This is a genomic window from Chitinophaga hostae (genome assembly GCF_018224885.1).
In the GTDB taxonomy this organism is placed as follows: Bacteria; Bacteroidota; Bacteroidia; order Chitinophagales; family Chitinophagaceae; genus Chitinophaga; species Chitinophaga hostae.
In genome coordinates this window covers 85,800-103,302 of record NZ_JAGTXB010000010.1, presented here as the reverse complement: position 1 = coordinate 103,302, position 17,503 = coordinate 85,800, and the positions used below count along the sequence as shown (strand labels likewise).

Genomic DNA, 17,503 nt, shown 5'->3' with positions numbered 1-17,503 from the left:
TACTCATTTTTATATTAAATGCCGGTTTAGAGGTAAAATAATCTTACTTCCGTTAACACGGTATTTACAATAGCCCAAAAGAAGTACCCTATTTTAGCACGATCAAAATAATAATGAAAATCCCGCTGGCCATCTGTATCGATGTAAGGTAAGTACGCCATGTTTAGTTTACAAATCCCGTCCTCAAAAGCCAATAATATGTACGTTCCGGTAATCATTTTCTTCTTTTTCATGATGTGGTATATCTATTTCAGAACCCAAAGCTTCCGCAGCACCTATTTCAAGGAAAAGAAATTAAAGCCTATCGCAGGAGAAGACGCCATCTATGCCGTCAGAATCGTAGGTGTATCCAATAGTGTTTTCAGCGTATCCAAATACCTGCGCAGCGTTAGAAATCTGTCCGATAAAAGGTACATGACCGTAGCGATTGACCAGGTTATTACCACTGCTATGGGCACCACCCACCAGGCACGTTTAATTGAAAACCTTGCTCCGGGCGAAGAAAGACGACTGGGGCACACGGATAATGTACGGGAAGGTAAATACCAGATCTATATCGGTTATGAAATACTTTGGGCCAGATACATACCCACACCGGTATGGCATAAGGAAAAAGTCCCTGAGCAAATCGCACCGGCCCGGTTATACAACGATATGCTGAAGCAGCACCAGGATTCCCTGATACAGGAAATGGAACAGAAAAAAGATCTATTGTCCTGATGATCCGTTACGGCCGAAAAAACTCAGCCACACCATCGAAAAAAATACTCCCAGCAACGATCCGGCAGTTACATCTTCCAGGAAGTGCTGGCTCATGTACATGCGGGAATAAGCCACCAGCAAAGCCAGCGCAAGATATACCAGGGACCAGACCTTGTTCCTGGTATAGTATGCCAATACAGTAGCCGCCGTAAATGCGCATACGCTGTGACCGGAAGGAAAACTTCTGAAATTATCGAGTACTACTACCCCGGGTACAAAATAGATATCGTGCAGGCGTTCGGAAAAAAAGCGATGCGGGCGGGGAAACCCTACCAATGCTTTTAATGTGAAACTGATGGTGGCGGTAAAGATATAGGCGGTTGCCATTACAGCACCCATACGCTTACGGAACAGTAACAGCAACAGGGAAATCAATACAGCTGCCGAAGTGCTTCCCAACTCGGTAATATAGGGAAACACGAAATCGCCTGTTGACGTATGGAGTCCATTAATAAAAAAATAGACGGTTGTTCTTGTAACACACAACCGGGTAATCAATACCCCTAACACGATGAAGGCATAAGGCCATATAAAATATTTCAGCTGCCGGTAAACGGTGATAAACTTTTGAAAAAAAGCACTCATGAAATACACTACTGGGTTAAACGGCGATGATAGTTAATTTGGCCGAGATGATAATTAAGATGCGTGCTCAGATGCACCAGGAAGTGGCCGGTACTCATGGTACCTGAAAAAACTTTTTCGGGATAGGTCTTTTCCAGGTCGTCTGCCGTTAGTGCCGCTATAACAGTCAGGATGATACGTCTTGTGCTGCTCACCAGCACAAGCAGGTCTTCCGTTGGCACATTCCGGGCGCTGAATTCCAGCTCCCTGTTCCGGACATAGCCGGTTTGGCCCAATACCGCACCTACAAAATGTTGCAGGTTACCGCACAGGTGGAGACACAGGTTCCCTGCACTATTGCTGATTCCGGCTGGCACCCGCCATATCCCTTCCGGTGTTTCGTATGCGGCGATCTCCTGTTCAAGTTTGCTGAGATCCCGTTCAAATAAGTTGATCAGTATACTGGTAAGCATATGCTAAAGATAGGAAAAGCCCGGGGGATCATCTTTTAATATTATTGTAAATTGTTTCCAATACTCCCTGCGCCTGCTGCAGATCATTTTTTGTCAACCCTCTTTCCGCCAGTTCCACTACCGATAACGCCAACGGATATACTTTTTCCTTTAGCTTTTTGCCTGTGCTGGTCAGCCATACCCTTTTACTGCGCCTGTCTGTTTCATCGGCGGTGCGTTTTACCAGGTTACGCTTCTCCAGGTTATCAAGTAGCTTCGTGAGACTGGCTTTGTCCTTGCCTGTTTTGTCGGCCAGTTCCTGTTGCCGGGTACCATCCTGTTCTCCCCAGAGGTAACGCAGAATAAAATACATATCGGGGGTAATGTCGAGGCCGGCCTGCATAAATACATTCAATAACCGCAGCCGGTAAGCAGTATGAGTTCTAACAACTGCGCTCGCAATGTTCATGCGCAGTTTCGCACTGATATCAGGTTTCGCCATAATATGGTTAAGGATTAAACAATACGCTGTACGGAGCATACAAAATAAAAACCAGTTGCGCCAGCAACAAATATCTCAGGTATTGATGCCACTCTAAACATAAATAAACGGTTTTTTGTTTAAAGATCATAATTCAACAGGATGACTAACAATCATAGCAGCGATGCCCGCCGGAATAGTGAGGATGGAAACGAGCAGGATAGAGAGGATTATTGGGAAAACAAGTATCAAAAAAATGTCCGCATGCTATACGTGAACGACACGATAGGAATGCGGACTATTACTAACATTTTGATAGGAAGCGCTGACAGCTATTTCACACTAAAAAGCGGCTGAACATCCAATATGGCTTTCTGATAAGCGAGATCAAAATCTTCCCACTTACCGGCAACCCCGAAGCGATACTTGCTGCCATCAATCAATTCAAATTCTGCCACTTTTTTATTCAATCCATGTTTTGTTCTCTGAAAATTTGTAATATCGGCTAACTGAAATTCATTGGTCTTTTTGTTCCTCGCGAGTAACCAGCCAATAACACCAAATAATAAAAACATCAGCATGGGCTTCGTTTCAAATACAATCCTTTCGCTGGTAATATACACAGCGCCTTGTTTTGCCTGGAACTTGCTTTTGATATAAACAGCGTTTGCCTTGTACAATACGGTTTCCTGCGGGTTAAGGGGCCATTTTACTTTAATCTCTTTCATGGTAACTAACATATGGTTATCCGCAAAAGTATAATTTTATTGTGAATCTAAACAGCAAATAATGATCCTGACCTCGATCCTCGATAACGATTTCTATAAATTTACCATGCAGCATGGCGTCATCAAACTGTTTCCGAAGGCGCGTGCCCGTTATACCTTCATTAACCGGGGCAAGCATGTTTTCCCTCCTGGTTTTGCTGAGGCTTTACGCGCTGCGGTAAATGACATGCAATATCTGCAGCTAAGCCCTGAAGAAAAACAATTCCTTGCTGTAACCTGCCCCTACCTCGATCCTACCTACCTCGATTTTTTGCACGGTTACCGGTATAATCCGGCTGAGGTCCATATTGCACAACATGGCGGTGAACTGGAGGTACATGCTGATGGCTACTGGTATCGCACCATACTATGGGAGGTACCGCTGATGTCGCTGATCTGTGAATTGTACTATCAGCTCACGGGCCAGCAACGGGTAGCGGACGAAGAGGTGATCCGTATTACCCGGGATAAAATAGAGAAATATAAAGAGATGGGTATCACCATTGCAGATTTCGGTACCCGGCGCCGGCACTCGCTGGCAGTGCATGGCCTGGTGGTAAAAAACCTCCGGGAATATGGCGAAGGTTGTTTTATAGGCAGCAGCAATGTTCACCTGGCCATGCGCAATGGTGTAAAACCGGTAGGCACGCATGCCCACGAATGGTTTATGTTCCATGCAGCCAAATACGGCTTTAAAATGGCCAACCTGTTAGGGCTGGAAAACTGGGTCCAGGTATATCGCGGCGACCTGGGAATAGCCTTATCAGACACCTATACGACTCCTGTTTTCTTTGAACAGTTTGATAAAAAGTTTGCGAAGCTGTTTGACGGCGTGCGGCACGACAGCGGAGATCCTATCCTTTTCGCTGATCGTACCATCACTCACTATAAGGGCAAAGGCGTAGATCCGCTTACCAAAACCATTATTTTCTCCGACGGCCTGGACTATGAAAAAGTAGCCCATATCGCCGGTTACTGCCGGGGCAAAATCGGGATGTCGTTTGGCATCGGTACCAATTTTACCAACGACGTAGGATTACCGGCCCTGAATATTGTAATTAAAATGTATGAGGCATTGCCGGAAGACGCGCCCAGGTGGACGCCCGTAGTGAAGCTATCTGATGTGAACGGGAAATATACCGGGGATCCGAAAATGATTGAACAGGCAATTGAAACGCTGAAAGCGTAAAGCAGAAAGCAGAAAGCAGAAAGCAAAAAGCAAAAAGCAAAAAGCAAAAAGCTATCGAAGCGAATATTAACGGATATAGTATTTCCGTCAGTATTCGCTTCGATAGCTTTATGCTTTATGCCTTTAGCCTTTAGCTTACCACGATCCCAGTCCTATACCGGTATCACCCTGGGAAACATCCCCGGATTCAAATCCTTTTTTAAACCAGAACATCCGTTGTGCAGAAGTACCGTGGGTAAAAGCATCCGGTACTACCTGCCCTGTACTGGCCTGTTGCAACCGGTCGTCTCCTACGGCGCTGGCAGCATTCAGCCCTGATTCAATATCTCCCGGATCCAGGAAGGGTCTGATTTTATTGGCCTGGTTAGCCCATACGCCGGCCAGGAAATCGGCTTGCAGTTCCAGCATCACCGACAACTTATTATATTCCTTTTCGCTCATGCGGGAACGCATGGCCTGCATTCTTCCGCTGATGCCCAGCAGGTTCTGTACGTGATGGCCCACCTCGTGTGCGATCACATAGGCTTTGGCAAAATCGCCTTTCACCCCGAATTGCTGCTCCAGTTCATCAAAAAACGAGACATCCAGGTATACCCGGTGATCTGCCGGACAATAAAACGGGCCCATTGCCGATTCGGCAAAACCACAGCCCGATTCAGTACCTTTCTGAAAAGACACCATCCGGGGTATTTCGTAGTTTTTGTTCTTTTGCTGGAACTCCTGCTTCCAGACCCGTTCTGTACTGCGTAACACTTTGGCAGACATGATCTCAAAAGGAGACGCATTCTCTTTCGTCAGTTTCTCCGCTGTTTCCTGCCCCTGTCCGGAACCCTGTCCCTGTTGCACCGCCTGCATTACCTGTTGCGGGTCCTGTTTAAAGAGCAATGCCAGCACTATAATAATAATGCCGCCAATACCACCACCGATACCAATGTTGCGCATGCCGCCACCGGTACGTTTCTCGACGTTGTCGCTCATTTCTTCATCATCAAGACGCATAGTAGATTTTTAATTTAATTGGTGAAGTTTCTTACCCGAATGTACATTTTTCATATGTATTCACCCAGTTTTCCCTTTCTTAAACAAAAGCATTTTTTGCCTGTTAATAAATCATTGCGTTTCTTTATTTTATAAATACCATGGTGTATGAAAATAAAACAGATCCTGCTGGCCAACCGCCCCCAAGGGTTGCCGGATGCCAACAATTTTAAAACAGTAGAAACGGCCCTTCCGGAACTGATGCCGGGCGAGGTAATGGTAAAGCCGCTCTACTTTTCTGTAGATCCGTATATGCGTGGCCGTATGAACGATGCCAAATCCTACATTCCGCCCTTCCAGGTGGGTGAACCCATTGAAAGCAGCGGCGTGGCCGAAGTAGCAGAGAGCAGGGACGACAGGTACCAGGCGGGCGATAAAGTAATGAGCAGTGGTCCCCGCCCTTTTCTGCCCTGGGCAACGGCGGCCATTTTTACCGGTGATCATCTCCGGAAAATAGATGGCAGCATTCCCCTCACCTATTACCTTGGCCTGCTCGGTGTACCGGGACTGACCGCCTATTTTGGCATGGCAGACATTGGCAAGCCAAAAGCCGGAGAAACGGTAGTGGTGTCCGGCGCCGCCGGCGCTGTTGGCATTGTGGTAGGTCAGATCGCCAAAATCATGGGATGCCGCGCTGTTGGTATCGCCGGAGGCTCAGAGAAAATAAAAATGCTGACAGACACCTTTGGCTTCGACGCCGCTATTGACTATAAAGGCCATTCAAATATTGGCGCTGCCATAGCCGCCGCGTGTCCGAACGGGGTCGACATCTACTTCGACAACGTTGGCGGTGAAATATCCGATGCGGTCATCAAACATCTCAACTTTTTCGCACGGGTACCGCTCTGCGGCCAGATCGCGCTGTATAACACCACCGAAGTACCGGTGGGCCCCCGTATCCAGCCCCTAATGGTTACCCGCAGCGTATTGATGCAGGGATTTATTATCGGTAACTATGCCAACCGCTTCGGAGAAGGCATCAAACAACTATCCGAATGGGTAAAAGCCGGTAAAATAAAATACACGGAAACCGTGGAAGAAGGATTCGATCATTTACCGGAAGCTTTACTCGGATTATTTTCCGGCAGAAACAGTGGTAAGATGGTGGTGAAAGTGTAATTTTGAGTATGACAAATCCAGTTGTTCATACCCGCGTCAGAAAAGTAGCTGCGGAGAGTATCACCGACACCAGTGATATCCTGGCGGCCGAAGAGCCTCTTGAAATCAGGTTGGTACATGGACCTTCCCACAACCGCCGCCAGCAAAACATATCTGTTACCATGCGGACTCCTGGCGAAGATAGTGAGCTGGCTGCCGGCTTTTTATTTACCGAAGGAATTATTTCCGGTCAACCCGATATACAGGAAATAATTTTATCGGAAGATAGAGAAGACCATATAGCTACCGTACACCTGAAGCCATCAGCCGTGGCGCAATTAGGCAATACTACCCGTAATTTTACCGCCACTGCTGCCTGTGGCGTTTGTGGCAAAGCAGACATTGCTGCTATTCATACAGGCGTTTCCGTTATCAACAATACCTTCCGGTTTCCAGCCGATATGTTATTTGGTCTTCCGGACCTGTTACGAAAGCGGCAGGACCTCTTTGATGCCACCGGAGGCTTGCATGCAGCCGCCCTTTTTGACGGTAACGGTACACTGTTACTGCTGCGCGAAGACATAGGCCGCCATAACGCGGTCGACAAAATCATCGGCGCTGCCATGGCCAAGCAACTAATGCCGCTTCAACACTGCGGATTACTGTTGAGCGGGCGTGCCGGGTTTGAATTGATCCAAAAAGCCGCCATGGCCAATATTTCACTGATTGCAGCTATCGGCGCTCCTTCGGGCAGGGCAGTAAAAATGGCCGCCGAATGGAATATTACCCTGGTAGGTTTCCTGAAAGAAAAACGTTTTAATATATACAGCGGTGCAGAAAGAATTGATGCCAACAATATCACCCAACACAGATAGCGCGGAAAACCCGGTACGGTTTACCGGTATCAGGCTGGGACCACCCAAAGTAGTGGCCGCAGGTATTCCCGCAGTCGTATCCAGCATGCGGCACATACTCGAAGAAATGAATGCCTTTCGTGGTATGAAAGCGCTGCTGGAGCTTAATCAGAAAGATGGTTTTGACTGCCCCGGCTGCGCCTGGCCCGACCCGGATGATGAACGCTCGGGGGTAGCAGAATACTGCGAAAATGGTGCAAAAGCCATTGCAGAAGAAGCAACTACCAAAAAACTAACCCCTGAATTTTTCGCACAACACAGCATTGCTGATCTTGGGCTGTTAACCGATTATGAAATAGGCAAAAAAGGGAGGATCGCACAACCGATGTATCTCGCGCCGGAGGCTACCCATTATACGCCCATCTCCTGGGAAGATGCGTACGGGCTGATGGCAAAGCATCTGCGCCAGCTATCGTTGCCCGATGAAGCTATTTTTTATACTTCCGGCAGAACCAGTAATGAAGCTGCCTTCCTCTACCAGCTCCTGGTGAGGGAGTATGGCACCAATAACCTGCCCGACTGTTCCAATATGTGCCACGAATCCAGCGGTGTTGCACTGGGAGAAGCATTAGGGATTGGCAAAGGCTCTGTAACACTGGAGGATATTCATGAAGCAGAAGTGATTATTATCCTGGGGCAAAACCCGGGTACCAATCACCCGCGCATGCTCACTGCCCTCCAGAAAGCTAAAGCCAACGGCGCCACCATCATTTCTGTAAATCCCCTGCCTGAAACAGGTTTGCTCAATTTCTTAAACCCGCAAACCGTAAAAGGCATACTGCAAATAAAAACACAGCTCACAGATATTTTCCTGCAGGTAAAAATTAACGGAGACATGGCCCTGCTCAAAGCCTTGTCAATACTGTTATTACAGGAAGAAGAACGTAATCCCGGAACTGTTTTTGACAAGGCCTTTATTGCTGACAATACAGCAGGGTATGAACAGTATATCGCCCATCTGAAAACGCAGCAACTGTCGCAGCTGATACAGGATACCGGCATAGCACCGGAGCTGATAGCCGAAACCGCGGGTGTGCTCTTTCATAAAAAGAAGATTGTTGCCTGCTGGGCCATGGGACTTACCCAACATAAAAATGCTGTGGACACCATCCGGGAAGTAGTGAACCTGTTACTGCTGAAAGGCAGTATAGGCAAGCCCGGAGCAGGCACCTGCCCGGTGCGCGGCCATAGTAATGTGCAGGGAGATCGTACCATGGGTATATTCGAACGCCCGTCAGCCGCTTTCCTGGAAAAAATCAGGAGCGTATATGGATTTCAGCCCCCCATGAAACATGGGCATGATGTAGTGAATGCCATTCACGCTATGCATCGCGGGGAGGCCAAAGTATTTATTGCCATGGGCGGCAACTTCCTGTCGGCCACGCCAGATACCGTGTATACCGCACAGGCCTTGCGCAATTGCGATCTTACCGTACACATCTCCACGAAGTTAAACCGCAGCCATATTGTGCATGGCAAAGAAGCGCTCATACTCCCCGCCCTGGGACGCAGTGATAAAGACATACAGCAAAACGAACAACAGTTTGTTACCTGTGAAAACTCCATGGGGGTGGTGCAGATGTCGAAAGGTAACCTGCAACCGATATCCGCGTTGATGAAAAGCGAGCCGGTAATTGTGTGCGAACTGGCCGCTGCCCTGTTCGGGAAAGCATCCACCGTGCCCTGGCAATCATATGCGTTGCACTATGATCATATCCGCGATGCGATAGAAAAAGTAATTCCCGGCTTCGATGATTATAACAAAAGAGTAAGGCATCCGGGAGGTTTCTATCTCCCAAATGGCGCCAGGGAAGGAAGGTTTAACACCAGCATCGGAAAAGCTCAGTTCAATGTGGCGGAAGTATTACGTACGCCCCTGGCTATTGATGAATACATGATGATGACTATCCGCAGTCACGACCAGTTCAATACCACCATCTATGGACTGGACGACCGCTATCGGGGCGTATATCATGAAAGAAGGGTCATCTTCATGCATCCGGGGGATATTGCCGCTGCCGGATTCCATCCGGGTGATGTGGTGAATCTTCATAACTATCACGGGCAAACGGAACGGGTAGCTTACGGCTTCATTATTGTATCCTACTCAATACCGGAAAAATGTACAGCTACCTATTTTCCGGAAACAAATGTGTTGGTACCGGTTGACAGCGTAGCCGATAAAAGTAATACGCCTACCTCCAAACTGGTGATCATCAAAATAAAATCTTCCAATGTAAAAAAATAGCCTATGCAACCTATAATATGGCAGGCTTTGAAATGGCCCGCTACCGAATATTTCACGATGAAAGACAACGGGCAGGGTAAACTGGCATCTGGTTGTATCAATGGTGTAAGAGAGCAGCGGCCGTTCTGTGTTCACTATGAAATTGCTATCACGGCGGTATGGCAGGTATCTTCCTTTTACATAAGACAAGAAGGCCTTACACCCACCGAGCTAAAACTTACCTCCGATTTGCATGGTCATTGGTTTGATAAAGACAATAACCATATCGATGCTTTTGATAATTGCATCGACATTGATATTTCGCTCACTCCTTTTACCAATACTTTACCGGTAAAACGACTGCAGTTCGAGGAGCATGAAAGCAAATTGCTCGATATGCTCTACATCAATCTGCCAGACTTTGAGCTGCAGAAAGTGCAACAGCGTTATACACGATTAGGCAGTCATGAGTACCGGTATGACAATGTAAGTACGGATTTCACGGCAGATCTGCCGTTTGATGAAAACCATATTGTGAAAGATTATCCTGAAATATTTACGCGTATTTACTACTAGTGTAACAGCGCTTCCGTTTCGCGTACCAGTTCTGCAAAGATATCTGCAGCACTCCAGGCCCTGGCTTTGCCGGCGGCTTGTCCTGCCCACATATTGATAAATCCTGTGTTATCCAGCTCCCTCGCAACTTTACGGATAGATTGCGTAAGCGTATCCTGGTAGGGATAGTCACTTATCGGAAGGCCCGATGCCTCAACTTCCGTAATCAGCGTATTACGAACACCCCTGGCCCAGCGGCCGGAAAATGCCCGTGTAAGCAGTGTATCCGTATCCGTTATACCCGCCAGGGCAGCCTTATGTGCCGGCGTGGCCGCACTTTCATGCGCCCGCAGGTATATACTGCCTGTTTGAACAGCGGCGGCGCCAAGTATCCTGGCCGCGGCTACTCCCCTCCCATCCATAATGCCACCGGCTGCAATAACGGGAATGCGCACACGATCTATCACCTGTGGCAGCAGGGCCATGGTGCCTACCACCGGTAGCGCTCCCGGCAGAAAAGAGCCGCGGTGACCGCCGGCTTCAATGCCCTGGGCAACAACGGCATCTGCGCCAGCGGCCTTCAGCGCAATGGCTTCTTCTACACTGGTGGCCGTTCCCATCAAAAATATATTATGCGCTTTCAGTAAAGCAAATCCTTGCGGATCCGGCATGCCAAAAGTAAAACTCACATACCGGATACCCGCAGCTATCAATACCGGCACTTGTTCCCGCCAGGAATAGAAAGGTACCGCATCAAAATTTACCGTTGGCGCCGCCAACCCGTTTGCCCCGCACAGGAACTGCAGGAAATCCTGCATATCATCAAATACTTTGCGGTCGTACTGCGCCGCCGGTTCATAAGTAAAAAGATTTACGGCGAAAGGTTGTTGTGTTAATCCTTTCACTTCCCTGATCAATGCAGTTACTTTTTCAGGAGGCAAACCTCCTACGGGCAGGGATCCTAAACCACCGCTGTTGCTGACGGCTGCTACCATGGCAGGCGTGGTAATACCCAGCATCGGCGCTTGTATCAACGGATAGGTAATGCCCAGTAAACGGGTAAATTCATTCTTCCATTCCATGACCAACAATTTAGTGATATAAAAATACGGAAGTTTCTCTATCGGAAATTCAGCACCGTAGGCGCCTTCAGAGCGGAAATATCGAAGCGGAAATCTACGATGGTGGTAATTTCCAGCATCAGCTTCTTCATAGGATCCGGTGCATTGGGGTAATAATAACCGGACACCTTAATGGTATTCAGAGAGAGGTTCTCATTACGCACCCTGAATCCACCGCCAATTCCGAAGTACATGGGATTTCTCAGGAGATCGTCGTTGTTATTGGTGATCATCGACGCCTGTAATGCGGTGAAGAAATTAAATTTGAAACCCAGCAGTTTGAGCGGACTATAATATACCGTTTCCGCTCCCAGGTTCAACCGTTGAAAGCCGTTTATCTTGGTGTTCCGGTATCCCCAGATACCTTCGTCCATATTAATGTTAAGCGGTTTGTTGAAAAATGGATTAGGGCTGTTCAGGTAATCTGCATAAAGAAACTCGCGGAAGCGGGATTTCCGGATATTCACCAACCGGCTGTAATACTCAATCCTGGCGTGCATTACGGCATCTTCGGTAGCCTTTCTGAGCCAATAGGTGCCTAAACCCACCGTAGTATTAAAAAGCCCGAAACGCCGGGTTGTCCAGAATTTCTGGGCCTCCAGCCCGGTATAAAGCCGTCGCCGGCCTTTCCAGCTTTCCCAGCCGCTGGTTGCGGCAACATTATATCCGAGGGGAATATCTTCCGTACGGCCAAATCCAAAGAAGTAGTGCGCTTTAAAGTAATCTATCCGGTAGGCCTGTAATTCGAGCAGGTACAGGCGGTGGTTATTGTAAACAGGATCATCCTTGTACCTTATCTGATCCGGTTTTCGCTGGAAAGATAAATTATAGTGCCGGGCCAGCAACGCAAAATTCGGTTTGCTGCCGATGGTGCCGTCGTGTTTATAGTGATTAATAAAATTATAACCGATCCAGCCATCTATGACCGTATAGTTATAATCCCTGAAAATGCTGTCGCTTTCCGTAGGCACGGCTCCCCTGATATTGATAGACCAGTTCTTCGATAATGCCAAACCTCCTACCAGCTTTGCGGAATTCCGGTACAGGGGTCTGTTCAGGTTAATATAAACGGCGCCCTCGAAGGCATTGGTATCCAGCTGGGCATAGTTATTCAGTGTGGTATAGCCTACGCTCATATCTATAAAGCTACCCAGTACATTATATTTTGTGTAACGTACTTCGGTATTCCAGGTAGGTGAATAATCTGAGCGCCACTGCATACCTACCCGGAGTCCCTGGCCGGCGCCGAAAAGATCATTATTGGATACGCTGGCTTTGATATCCTTTGCGCTGAATTGTGTCAGGTCTGCACCGTATTCAAACAGATCTTTGGTTACAACCTCCACATCTATGGAATCGCCCATGGAATTTTTTACATACAAACGGGCATCCTGTATAAACGGGCGGTTACGCAGGTAACGTTCATTATCCGCCATTTCAAACGGATCCAGCATTTCATTCTCCCGGAAAAACAACGATTGCCTGATCACCCATTCCCGCGAGTCATAATGCAGGCGGTTGGCCAGGTGAATTAATTTCATGGTAGTATGGAAGGTGGTATCATTGATGTTACTGGGACCAAATACTTTTACCTTTCTATAGTAGATATTTCTGATCACTTTGCCCGCAAAGGGGGTAAAATACGCCTCACTTTTGATAATAGTGCTGTCGTTATCGTTGGAATGGGCAGGTTCGTCCTGCTTGGTAATACGTTTTATAAGGGTTTGACGGTACTCTTTATTACGTATGGAATCCCGGTATTCACCAATTTTCTTAAACAGTCCTCCACTCTTATGCGGGATAGTATCCGCTGAAAGCGGGAACTGTTGCCCTCTTGCATATACGAATGCGGGGCAATGCAGGCTAATCAGCCAGCATAATACAGTTATTGTAGGCCATATTTTGAAATAATTCGTCAAGGCTAGCAGCAGGTAACAAGTATATCGAAAAAAAATGGATTTGTAACAACCGCAAATATTGTACTTGCCGGAATGATAATTGCACAAAATTTAACGGATCACCTGTAACGATAATAGCTTTTAGCCATTAGCTGTTAGCTTTTAGTAAATGCAGAGAAGATCAACATTACATGTTCTTTGCTGCATTTACTAAAAGCTAACAGCTAATGGCTAACAGCTATTTCACTATACTCGTTTCCCATCCATCATATTCTGCATTTACCTGTTGCGCCAGTTCCCAGAGGCTCATCACAACGCTGTCAATAATAGCTTCGCTGGCCTTGTCGGGGCGTGAAATGCATAGCTTATAGGGAAATTCCGGGTTATCCGTTTTATCTTCTCTGGCCAGTGTAAAGCCATTTTCCTTAATATGTTCCCAGTAAACAGTTTTGTCTTCTTCTGTTCGGAAGTGGATCCAATGCTCGATAGGACGCTCCTTCTCGGCAACATCGCCGTGTTGCTGCAGCATACGCAATACTTTACGATTTTGTATTCGTTGAAATTCGTATACGTCAGGAAAGAGAAAGTCAAAATATAATTCCCAGTTATTATCTTCTTTTATCCCGTAATCGTAACGGTAGTCCGGGAAATTGATCATTGCGTCCGCTATGAATTTATCATGCAGCAATGTAGTACCTGCGTAGAAGTAAAAATCACGTACGCCATTGGAAAAAGTACGACCAACAAAATGTGCATCCAGCTTAGTCTGTAACTGCTCTACCAAACTATCCTCAATTTCACCCATGATGGCAAATTCATCATTCTGCGGGAATCCGTCCTCACGTGGATGATTAAGATACACTGTTATATATATGGCATTCGGCTTTTCCTTTAATGGCGCAAATCGTCTCAGATCAAGGTCAAGGCCTATTACTGCTGGACTTTCTTCAATATGGCACGTATAAATATCCCAGTCCGGTCGGTAATCCTTATGCATATAAAAAAATTAAAAAACGCAACAGCTGGCTGTAAAGATACGTTGCTATGTGTTACAATGGAAAAGATAAACTTGCAATAACCCCTTTTTTATCCACAAAATTTAGCGTATGCTTTGCGTTGTCCTCCATATGGTTATACCGGATATAAACCCGGCTTAACACTAATTAACACTTGGGGTATTTTCTCTTCAATATCCCGCAAATGGCTGCTGTAAAGAATTCTGCTCAATTCTGTAGTGAAAACAGCGGACTGCAAAGGGTTCCAACCCACCTTTCATCCCAAAAACAGGCGTTTCTTCATTCATAAAAAGTAATTTTACAGGGCTATAAATTGTTGGAAGCTATTATGAGAAAAATTGTATCGTTATTTACAGGCTGGCTATTATTATGTTGTCTTACCGCGGCGGCGCAACAACCCGATGGCAGAGCTGCCTCCGCCGCCACCGGTGTTATATATGGTAAACTACTCGACGCTCAAACCGGTAAACCTATTGAGTACGCATCTGTAGCGTTGCTGCGCCCTGACTCAGCAGTACAAACAGGGATGCTGTCTAAAACAAACGGAGACTTCCGCTTCGAAAATATTGCCCTTCAAAAATATATTCTCAAAATCAATTTCATCGGATACGAAACCATCTATAAAACGGCTGCCCTGTCTGGCAAAACGGAAAGTATCGATATAGGCAACATTAAATTGAAACCCAACGTAAAATCGCTGGCCGCAGTAAACGTAGTAGGCGAAAGACCAGCCTTTACCATGGCCATAGACAAAAGAGTATTCAACGTGGATAAGAACCTGTCAAGTATTGGCGGTACTGCTACTGATGTACTGAAACAAGTACCTTCTGTAAACGTGGATATTGATGGTAATGTAACCGTTCGCAATGGTACCCCTACCATTTTTATTGACGGACGCCCTTCTACCCTTACACTGGATCAGATCCCTGCAGATGCCATACAGAACATCGAAGTGGTTACCAACCCTTCTGCCAAATATGATGCAGAAGGCATGAGCGGTATCCTGAATATTGTGCTTAAAAAGAACAAAAAGGCCGGTATCAACGGCGCTGTTAATGCCGGCGTTACTTCGCTCGGCAGCACCAATGGCGGCATTGATTTCAACCTGCGGCAGGAGAAATTCAACTTCTTCCTGAATTATAATATCCGTAATCGAAAATCCCCTATGACCAGCCGCCTTTATAGAAAAAATATCGGCGCTGATACTACTACTTACACCGAACAACTGGAAGACGGTGACTTTTACCGTAAATTCCAGACCGGCCGCATCGGGTTCGACTGGTTTGTTGATAACCGCAATACGATTACTGTTTCCGAGAATATTACCGGCGGAAATTTTAACAGGTACAACGAACAAACCGTTAACGAACTGGATGCCCATCAACAGAAAGTGCGCTATGGAACCGGCGTGGATAATACGCTGAATGGTTTCCGTAACTACACTACCCAGCTGGGCTATAAACATACATTTGCGAAAGAAGGAGAAGAACTCACCGCGGATTTTACTTATAACTACGCCAAAGGAGACAATAGCTCGGGTTATTCCCTGCAATACTTTGATCTCACAGGTAAACCTGTTTATGACCCAAGGAAGCCGGAATTCCGGAACGGCAGTGGAGAAGGCACCACTACCTACCTCACCGCCCAGGTCGATTATGTGAAGCCGCTGACAGAAAAATCGAAAATTGAAATGGGGCTGCGCAGCAATACCCGCAAGTTCGATAACTTCACCAACACCCTCGGGAAAAATTATCCGGATGGCAGCATTACCCTGGACTCTGCCCTTTCCAATAATTATCACTACCAGGAACAGATCAATGCAGGCTATGTGAGCTACACCGGCGCCAAAGATAACTTTGGTTACCAGGTAGGTCTGCGGGCAGAACAGTCGAACTACGACGGAGAAACAAGACTGGGACAAAAATCATCTTATAAAATCAGTTACCCGATAAGCCTGTTTCCCAGTATTTTCCTGTCGCAAAAGTTTAAGGGTGACCATGAGCTGCAATTAAATTACAGCCGCCGTATCCGCCGGCCCTGGTTCAGGGATCTGTTGCCTACGATCGACTACAGCGGGCAAAGTGCCAGCACCGGTAATCCTGATCTGAAGCCGGAATTCACCAACTCCTTTGAGCTGTCTTATCTGAAAGACTTTGCGCATAAACACAACCTGCTGGTGTCTTTATATTATCGTAACACCACCAATGCCATTACTGATTTTTATGTAGACACCACCCTGCAACTGAACGGACAGGCACAGCATGTATTGCTTTCCTATCCTATCAATGCCAGCACAAGAAATTCGTATGGCGCAGAGTTCACCCTGAGAAGCCAGCTGACAAAGATCTGGGACCTGACCACCAACATTAACCTGGCGCAAACCAAAATTGATGCTACCAGTAATGGGAATAACCTCTCCAACCAGGGACTTACCTGGTTTGGTAAATTAAACAGTAATACCAAACTGCCCTGGAACCTGACCTTACAAATAAGCGCAGAATACGAATCCAGGCAAATTTTACCACAGGGAGAAAGAGAACCTAAGTGGTCTGCCGATGCTGCCATCAAGAAAGACATGCTGAAAAATAAGGCCTTGTCGATTTCCCTTGGATTAAATGATATTTTCAACACCGATCGTAATCTCGCATATACCACTACCCCTTTTTCAGAACAGGAGAACTACCGCAAGCGGCTTACACGCGAGCTAAGACTCAATGCCACCTGGCGTTTTGGAAAAATGGACACCAACTTATTCAAACGGAAAAATAACAAGTCTAAAGACAATAACGGAGAAATGGGCGGAGGTGATAATTTTTAATTCGTAATTTGTTGCCAGTAAACAGCAACTATGGATTCTATTTATCACACGATTACCCTTCGGTTTCTGGCAGAACCGTCGGATGTAAACTTCGGCGGCAAAGTCCACGGAGGCTCCGTTATGAAATGGATTGACCAGGCAGGTTATACCTGTGCAGCCAATTGGAGCGGACAATATGCCGTTACCGTTTATGTAGGGGGCATTCGCTTTTTCAAACCTATTGCGATCGGCGACCTGGTGGAAATAGATGCCAGGATCATTTATACCGGTAACACCAGCATGCACATCTCTATTGATGTATTTGCAGGCAACCCGAGGCAGCAGCAGAAAACCAAAACCACCCACTGTGTAATGGTATTCGCAGCAGTAGATGACACCGGCAAAACTGTTGCCGTTCCCAAGTGGATACCACAAACCGCCAACGACGTCAGTATGGAAGGCTATGCAAAAAAACTGATGGACCTGCGCAAGGATATTGATGAAGAAATGAAACCGTATATGGCGGAGTAGCTTTTAGCCATTAGCTTTTAGCTTTTAGCCAATGCAGCGAAGATAAAAGCAAAGAACCGGTTTGATCATCGTCAAACCGGTTCTTTGCTTTTA

The 17,503-nt window shown here is 46.7% G+C and carries 17 protein-coding genes; 8 read left to right on the top strand and 9 right to left on the bottom strand.

Going from position 1 to position 17,503, the window contains the following annotated elements:
• Nucleotides 1-26: 26 nt before the first annotated feature.
• Nucleotides 27-161 (bottom strand): hypothetical protein, encoded by a 135-nt coding sequence (locus tag KE626_RS34915; RefSeq protein ID WP_283093169.1) that lies wholly within the window; start codon nucleotides 159-161, stop codon nucleotides 27-29.
• Nucleotides 162-198: 37 nt separating this feature from the next.
• Between KE626_RS34915 and KE626_RS20220 the strand changes: the two genes are divergently transcribed.
• Nucleotides 199-720, top strand: a complete 522-nt coding sequence (locus KE626_RS20220) for a hypothetical protein (protein WP_211974751.1) — start codon at nucleotides 199-201, stop codon at nucleotides 718-720.
• Here the strand turns inward: KE626_RS20220 and KE626_RS20215 are convergent.
• The 4 genes from KE626_RS20215 to KE626_RS20200 all read right to left on the bottom strand — a co-directional run bounded on the left by KE626_RS20215 (nucleotide 709) and on the right by KE626_RS20200 (nucleotide 2,987).
• Entirely contained in the window at nucleotides 709-1,347 is a 639-nt protein-coding gene (locus tag KE626_RS20215; RefSeq protein ID WP_211974750.1) for a phosphatase PAP2 family protein, read from the bottom strand. The two genes, KE626_RS20220 and KE626_RS20215, sit on opposite strands and share 12 nt — an antisense overlap.
• An 8-nt stretch (nucleotides 1,348-1,355) precedes the next feature.
• On the bottom strand, nucleotides 1,356-1,799 hold the full coding sequence (locus KE626_RS20210; RefSeq protein WP_211974749.1) for a DinB family protein: 444 nt from the start codon (nucleotides 1,797-1,799) through the stop codon (nucleotides 1,356-1,358).
• A gap of 28 nt (nucleotides 1,800-1,827) precedes the next feature.
• Nucleotides 1,828-2,280, bottom strand: coding sequence for a MarR family winged helix-turn-helix transcriptional regulator (locus KE626_RS20205; protein ID WP_211974748.1), 453 nt, complete (start codon nucleotides 2,278-2,280; stop codon nucleotides 1,828-1,830).
• Between the two features lie 311 nt (nucleotides 2,281-2,591).
• Nucleotides 2,592-2,987, bottom strand: coding sequence for a GRAM domain-containing protein (locus tag KE626_RS20200; RefSeq protein ID WP_211974747.1), 396 nt, complete (start codon nucleotides 2,985-2,987; stop codon nucleotides 2,592-2,594).
• 61 nt (nucleotides 2,988-3,048) lie between these two features.
• Between KE626_RS20200 and pncB the strand changes: the two genes are divergently transcribed.
• Entirely contained in the window at nucleotides 3,049-4,215 is a 1,167-nt protein-coding gene (pncB, locus tag KE626_RS20195) for a nicotinate phosphoribosyltransferase (protein WP_211974746.1), read from the top strand.
• Between the two features lie 135 nt (nucleotides 4,216-4,350).
• Here the strand turns inward: pncB and ypfJ are convergent, their stop codons facing one another.
• Entirely contained in the window at nucleotides 4,351-5,214 is an 864-nt protein-coding gene (gene ypfJ, locus KE626_RS20190) for a KPN_02809 family neutral zinc metallopeptidase (RefSeq protein WP_211974745.1), read from the bottom strand.
• A gap of 147 nt (nucleotides 5,215-5,361) precedes the next feature.
• Here ypfJ and KE626_RS20185 point away from each other — a divergent pair, with 147 nt between their 5' ends.
• Genes KE626_RS20185 through KE626_RS20170 form a run of 4 tightly spaced genes read left to right on the top strand, consistent with a single transcriptional unit; the run spans nucleotide 5,362 to nucleotide 10,068 of the window.
• Nucleotides 5,362-6,372 carry an NADP-dependent oxidoreductase gene (locus KE626_RS20185; RefSeq protein ID WP_211974744.1) on the top strand — a complete coding sequence of 337 codons (1,011 nt, stop codon included), beginning with the start codon at nucleotides 5,362-5,364 and terminating at the stop codon, nucleotides 6,370-6,372.
• 8 nt (nucleotides 6,373-6,380) lie between these two features.
• Nucleotides 6,381-7,226, top strand: coding sequence for a formate dehydrogenase accessory sulfurtransferase FdhD (gene fdhD, locus KE626_RS20180; RefSeq protein ID WP_211974743.1), 846 nt, complete (start codon nucleotides 6,381-6,383; stop codon nucleotides 7,224-7,226).
• The gene (locus KE626_RS20175; RefSeq protein ID WP_211974742.1) at nucleotides 7,198-9,513 is read left to right on the top strand and encodes an FdhF/YdeP family oxidoreductase; all 2,316 of its coding nucleotides are present in this window, start codon (nucleotides 7,198-7,200) and stop codon (nucleotides 9,511-9,513) included. Before fdhD ends, KE626_RS20175 begins: the two co-directional genes overlap by 29 nt.
• A 3-nt stretch (nucleotides 9,514-9,516) precedes the next feature.
• Nucleotides 9,517-10,068 (top strand): putative glycolipid-binding domain-containing protein, encoded by a 552-nt coding sequence (locus KE626_RS20170; protein WP_211974741.1) that lies wholly within the window; start codon nucleotides 9,517-9,519, stop codon nucleotides 10,066-10,068.
• On the opposite strand, the gene KE626_RS20165 is transcribed toward KE626_RS20170, so the two are convergent.
• The 3 genes from KE626_RS20165 to KE626_RS20155 form a co-directional block, all read right to left on the bottom strand.
• Nucleotides 10,065-11,129 carry an NAD(P)H-dependent flavin oxidoreductase gene (locus tag KE626_RS20165; protein ID WP_211974740.1) on the bottom strand — a complete coding sequence of 355 codons (1,065 nt, stop codon included), beginning with the start codon at nucleotides 11,127-11,129 and terminating at the stop codon, nucleotides 10,065-10,067. The two genes, KE626_RS20170 and KE626_RS20165, sit on opposite strands and share 4 nt — an antisense overlap.
• A gap of 38 nt (nucleotides 11,130-11,167) precedes the next feature.
• Nucleotides 11,168-13,087, bottom strand: a complete 1,920-nt coding sequence (locus tag KE626_RS20160) for a BamA/TamA family outer membrane protein (protein ID WP_211974739.1) — start codon at nucleotides 13,085-13,087, stop codon at nucleotides 11,168-11,170.
• A 217-nt stretch (nucleotides 13,088-13,304) separates the two neighbouring features.
• Nucleotides 13,305-14,063 (bottom strand): DUF695 domain-containing protein, encoded by a 759-nt coding sequence (locus KE626_RS20155; protein WP_211974738.1) that lies wholly within the window; start codon nucleotides 14,061-14,063, stop codon nucleotides 13,305-13,307.
• A 347-nt stretch (nucleotides 14,064-14,410) separates the two neighbouring features.
• Between KE626_RS20155 and KE626_RS20150 the strand changes: the two genes are divergently transcribed.
• Nucleotides 14,411-16,900, top strand: coding sequence for a TonB-dependent receptor (locus KE626_RS20150; RefSeq protein ID WP_211974737.1), 2,490 nt, complete (start codon nucleotides 14,411-14,413; stop codon nucleotides 16,898-16,900).
• A 30-nt stretch (nucleotides 16,901-16,930) separates the two neighbouring features.
• Entirely contained in the window at nucleotides 16,931-17,410 is a 480-nt protein-coding gene (locus KE626_RS20145; protein WP_211974736.1) for an acyl-CoA thioesterase, read from the top strand.
• Nucleotides 17,411-17,503 lie beyond the last annotated feature (93 nt).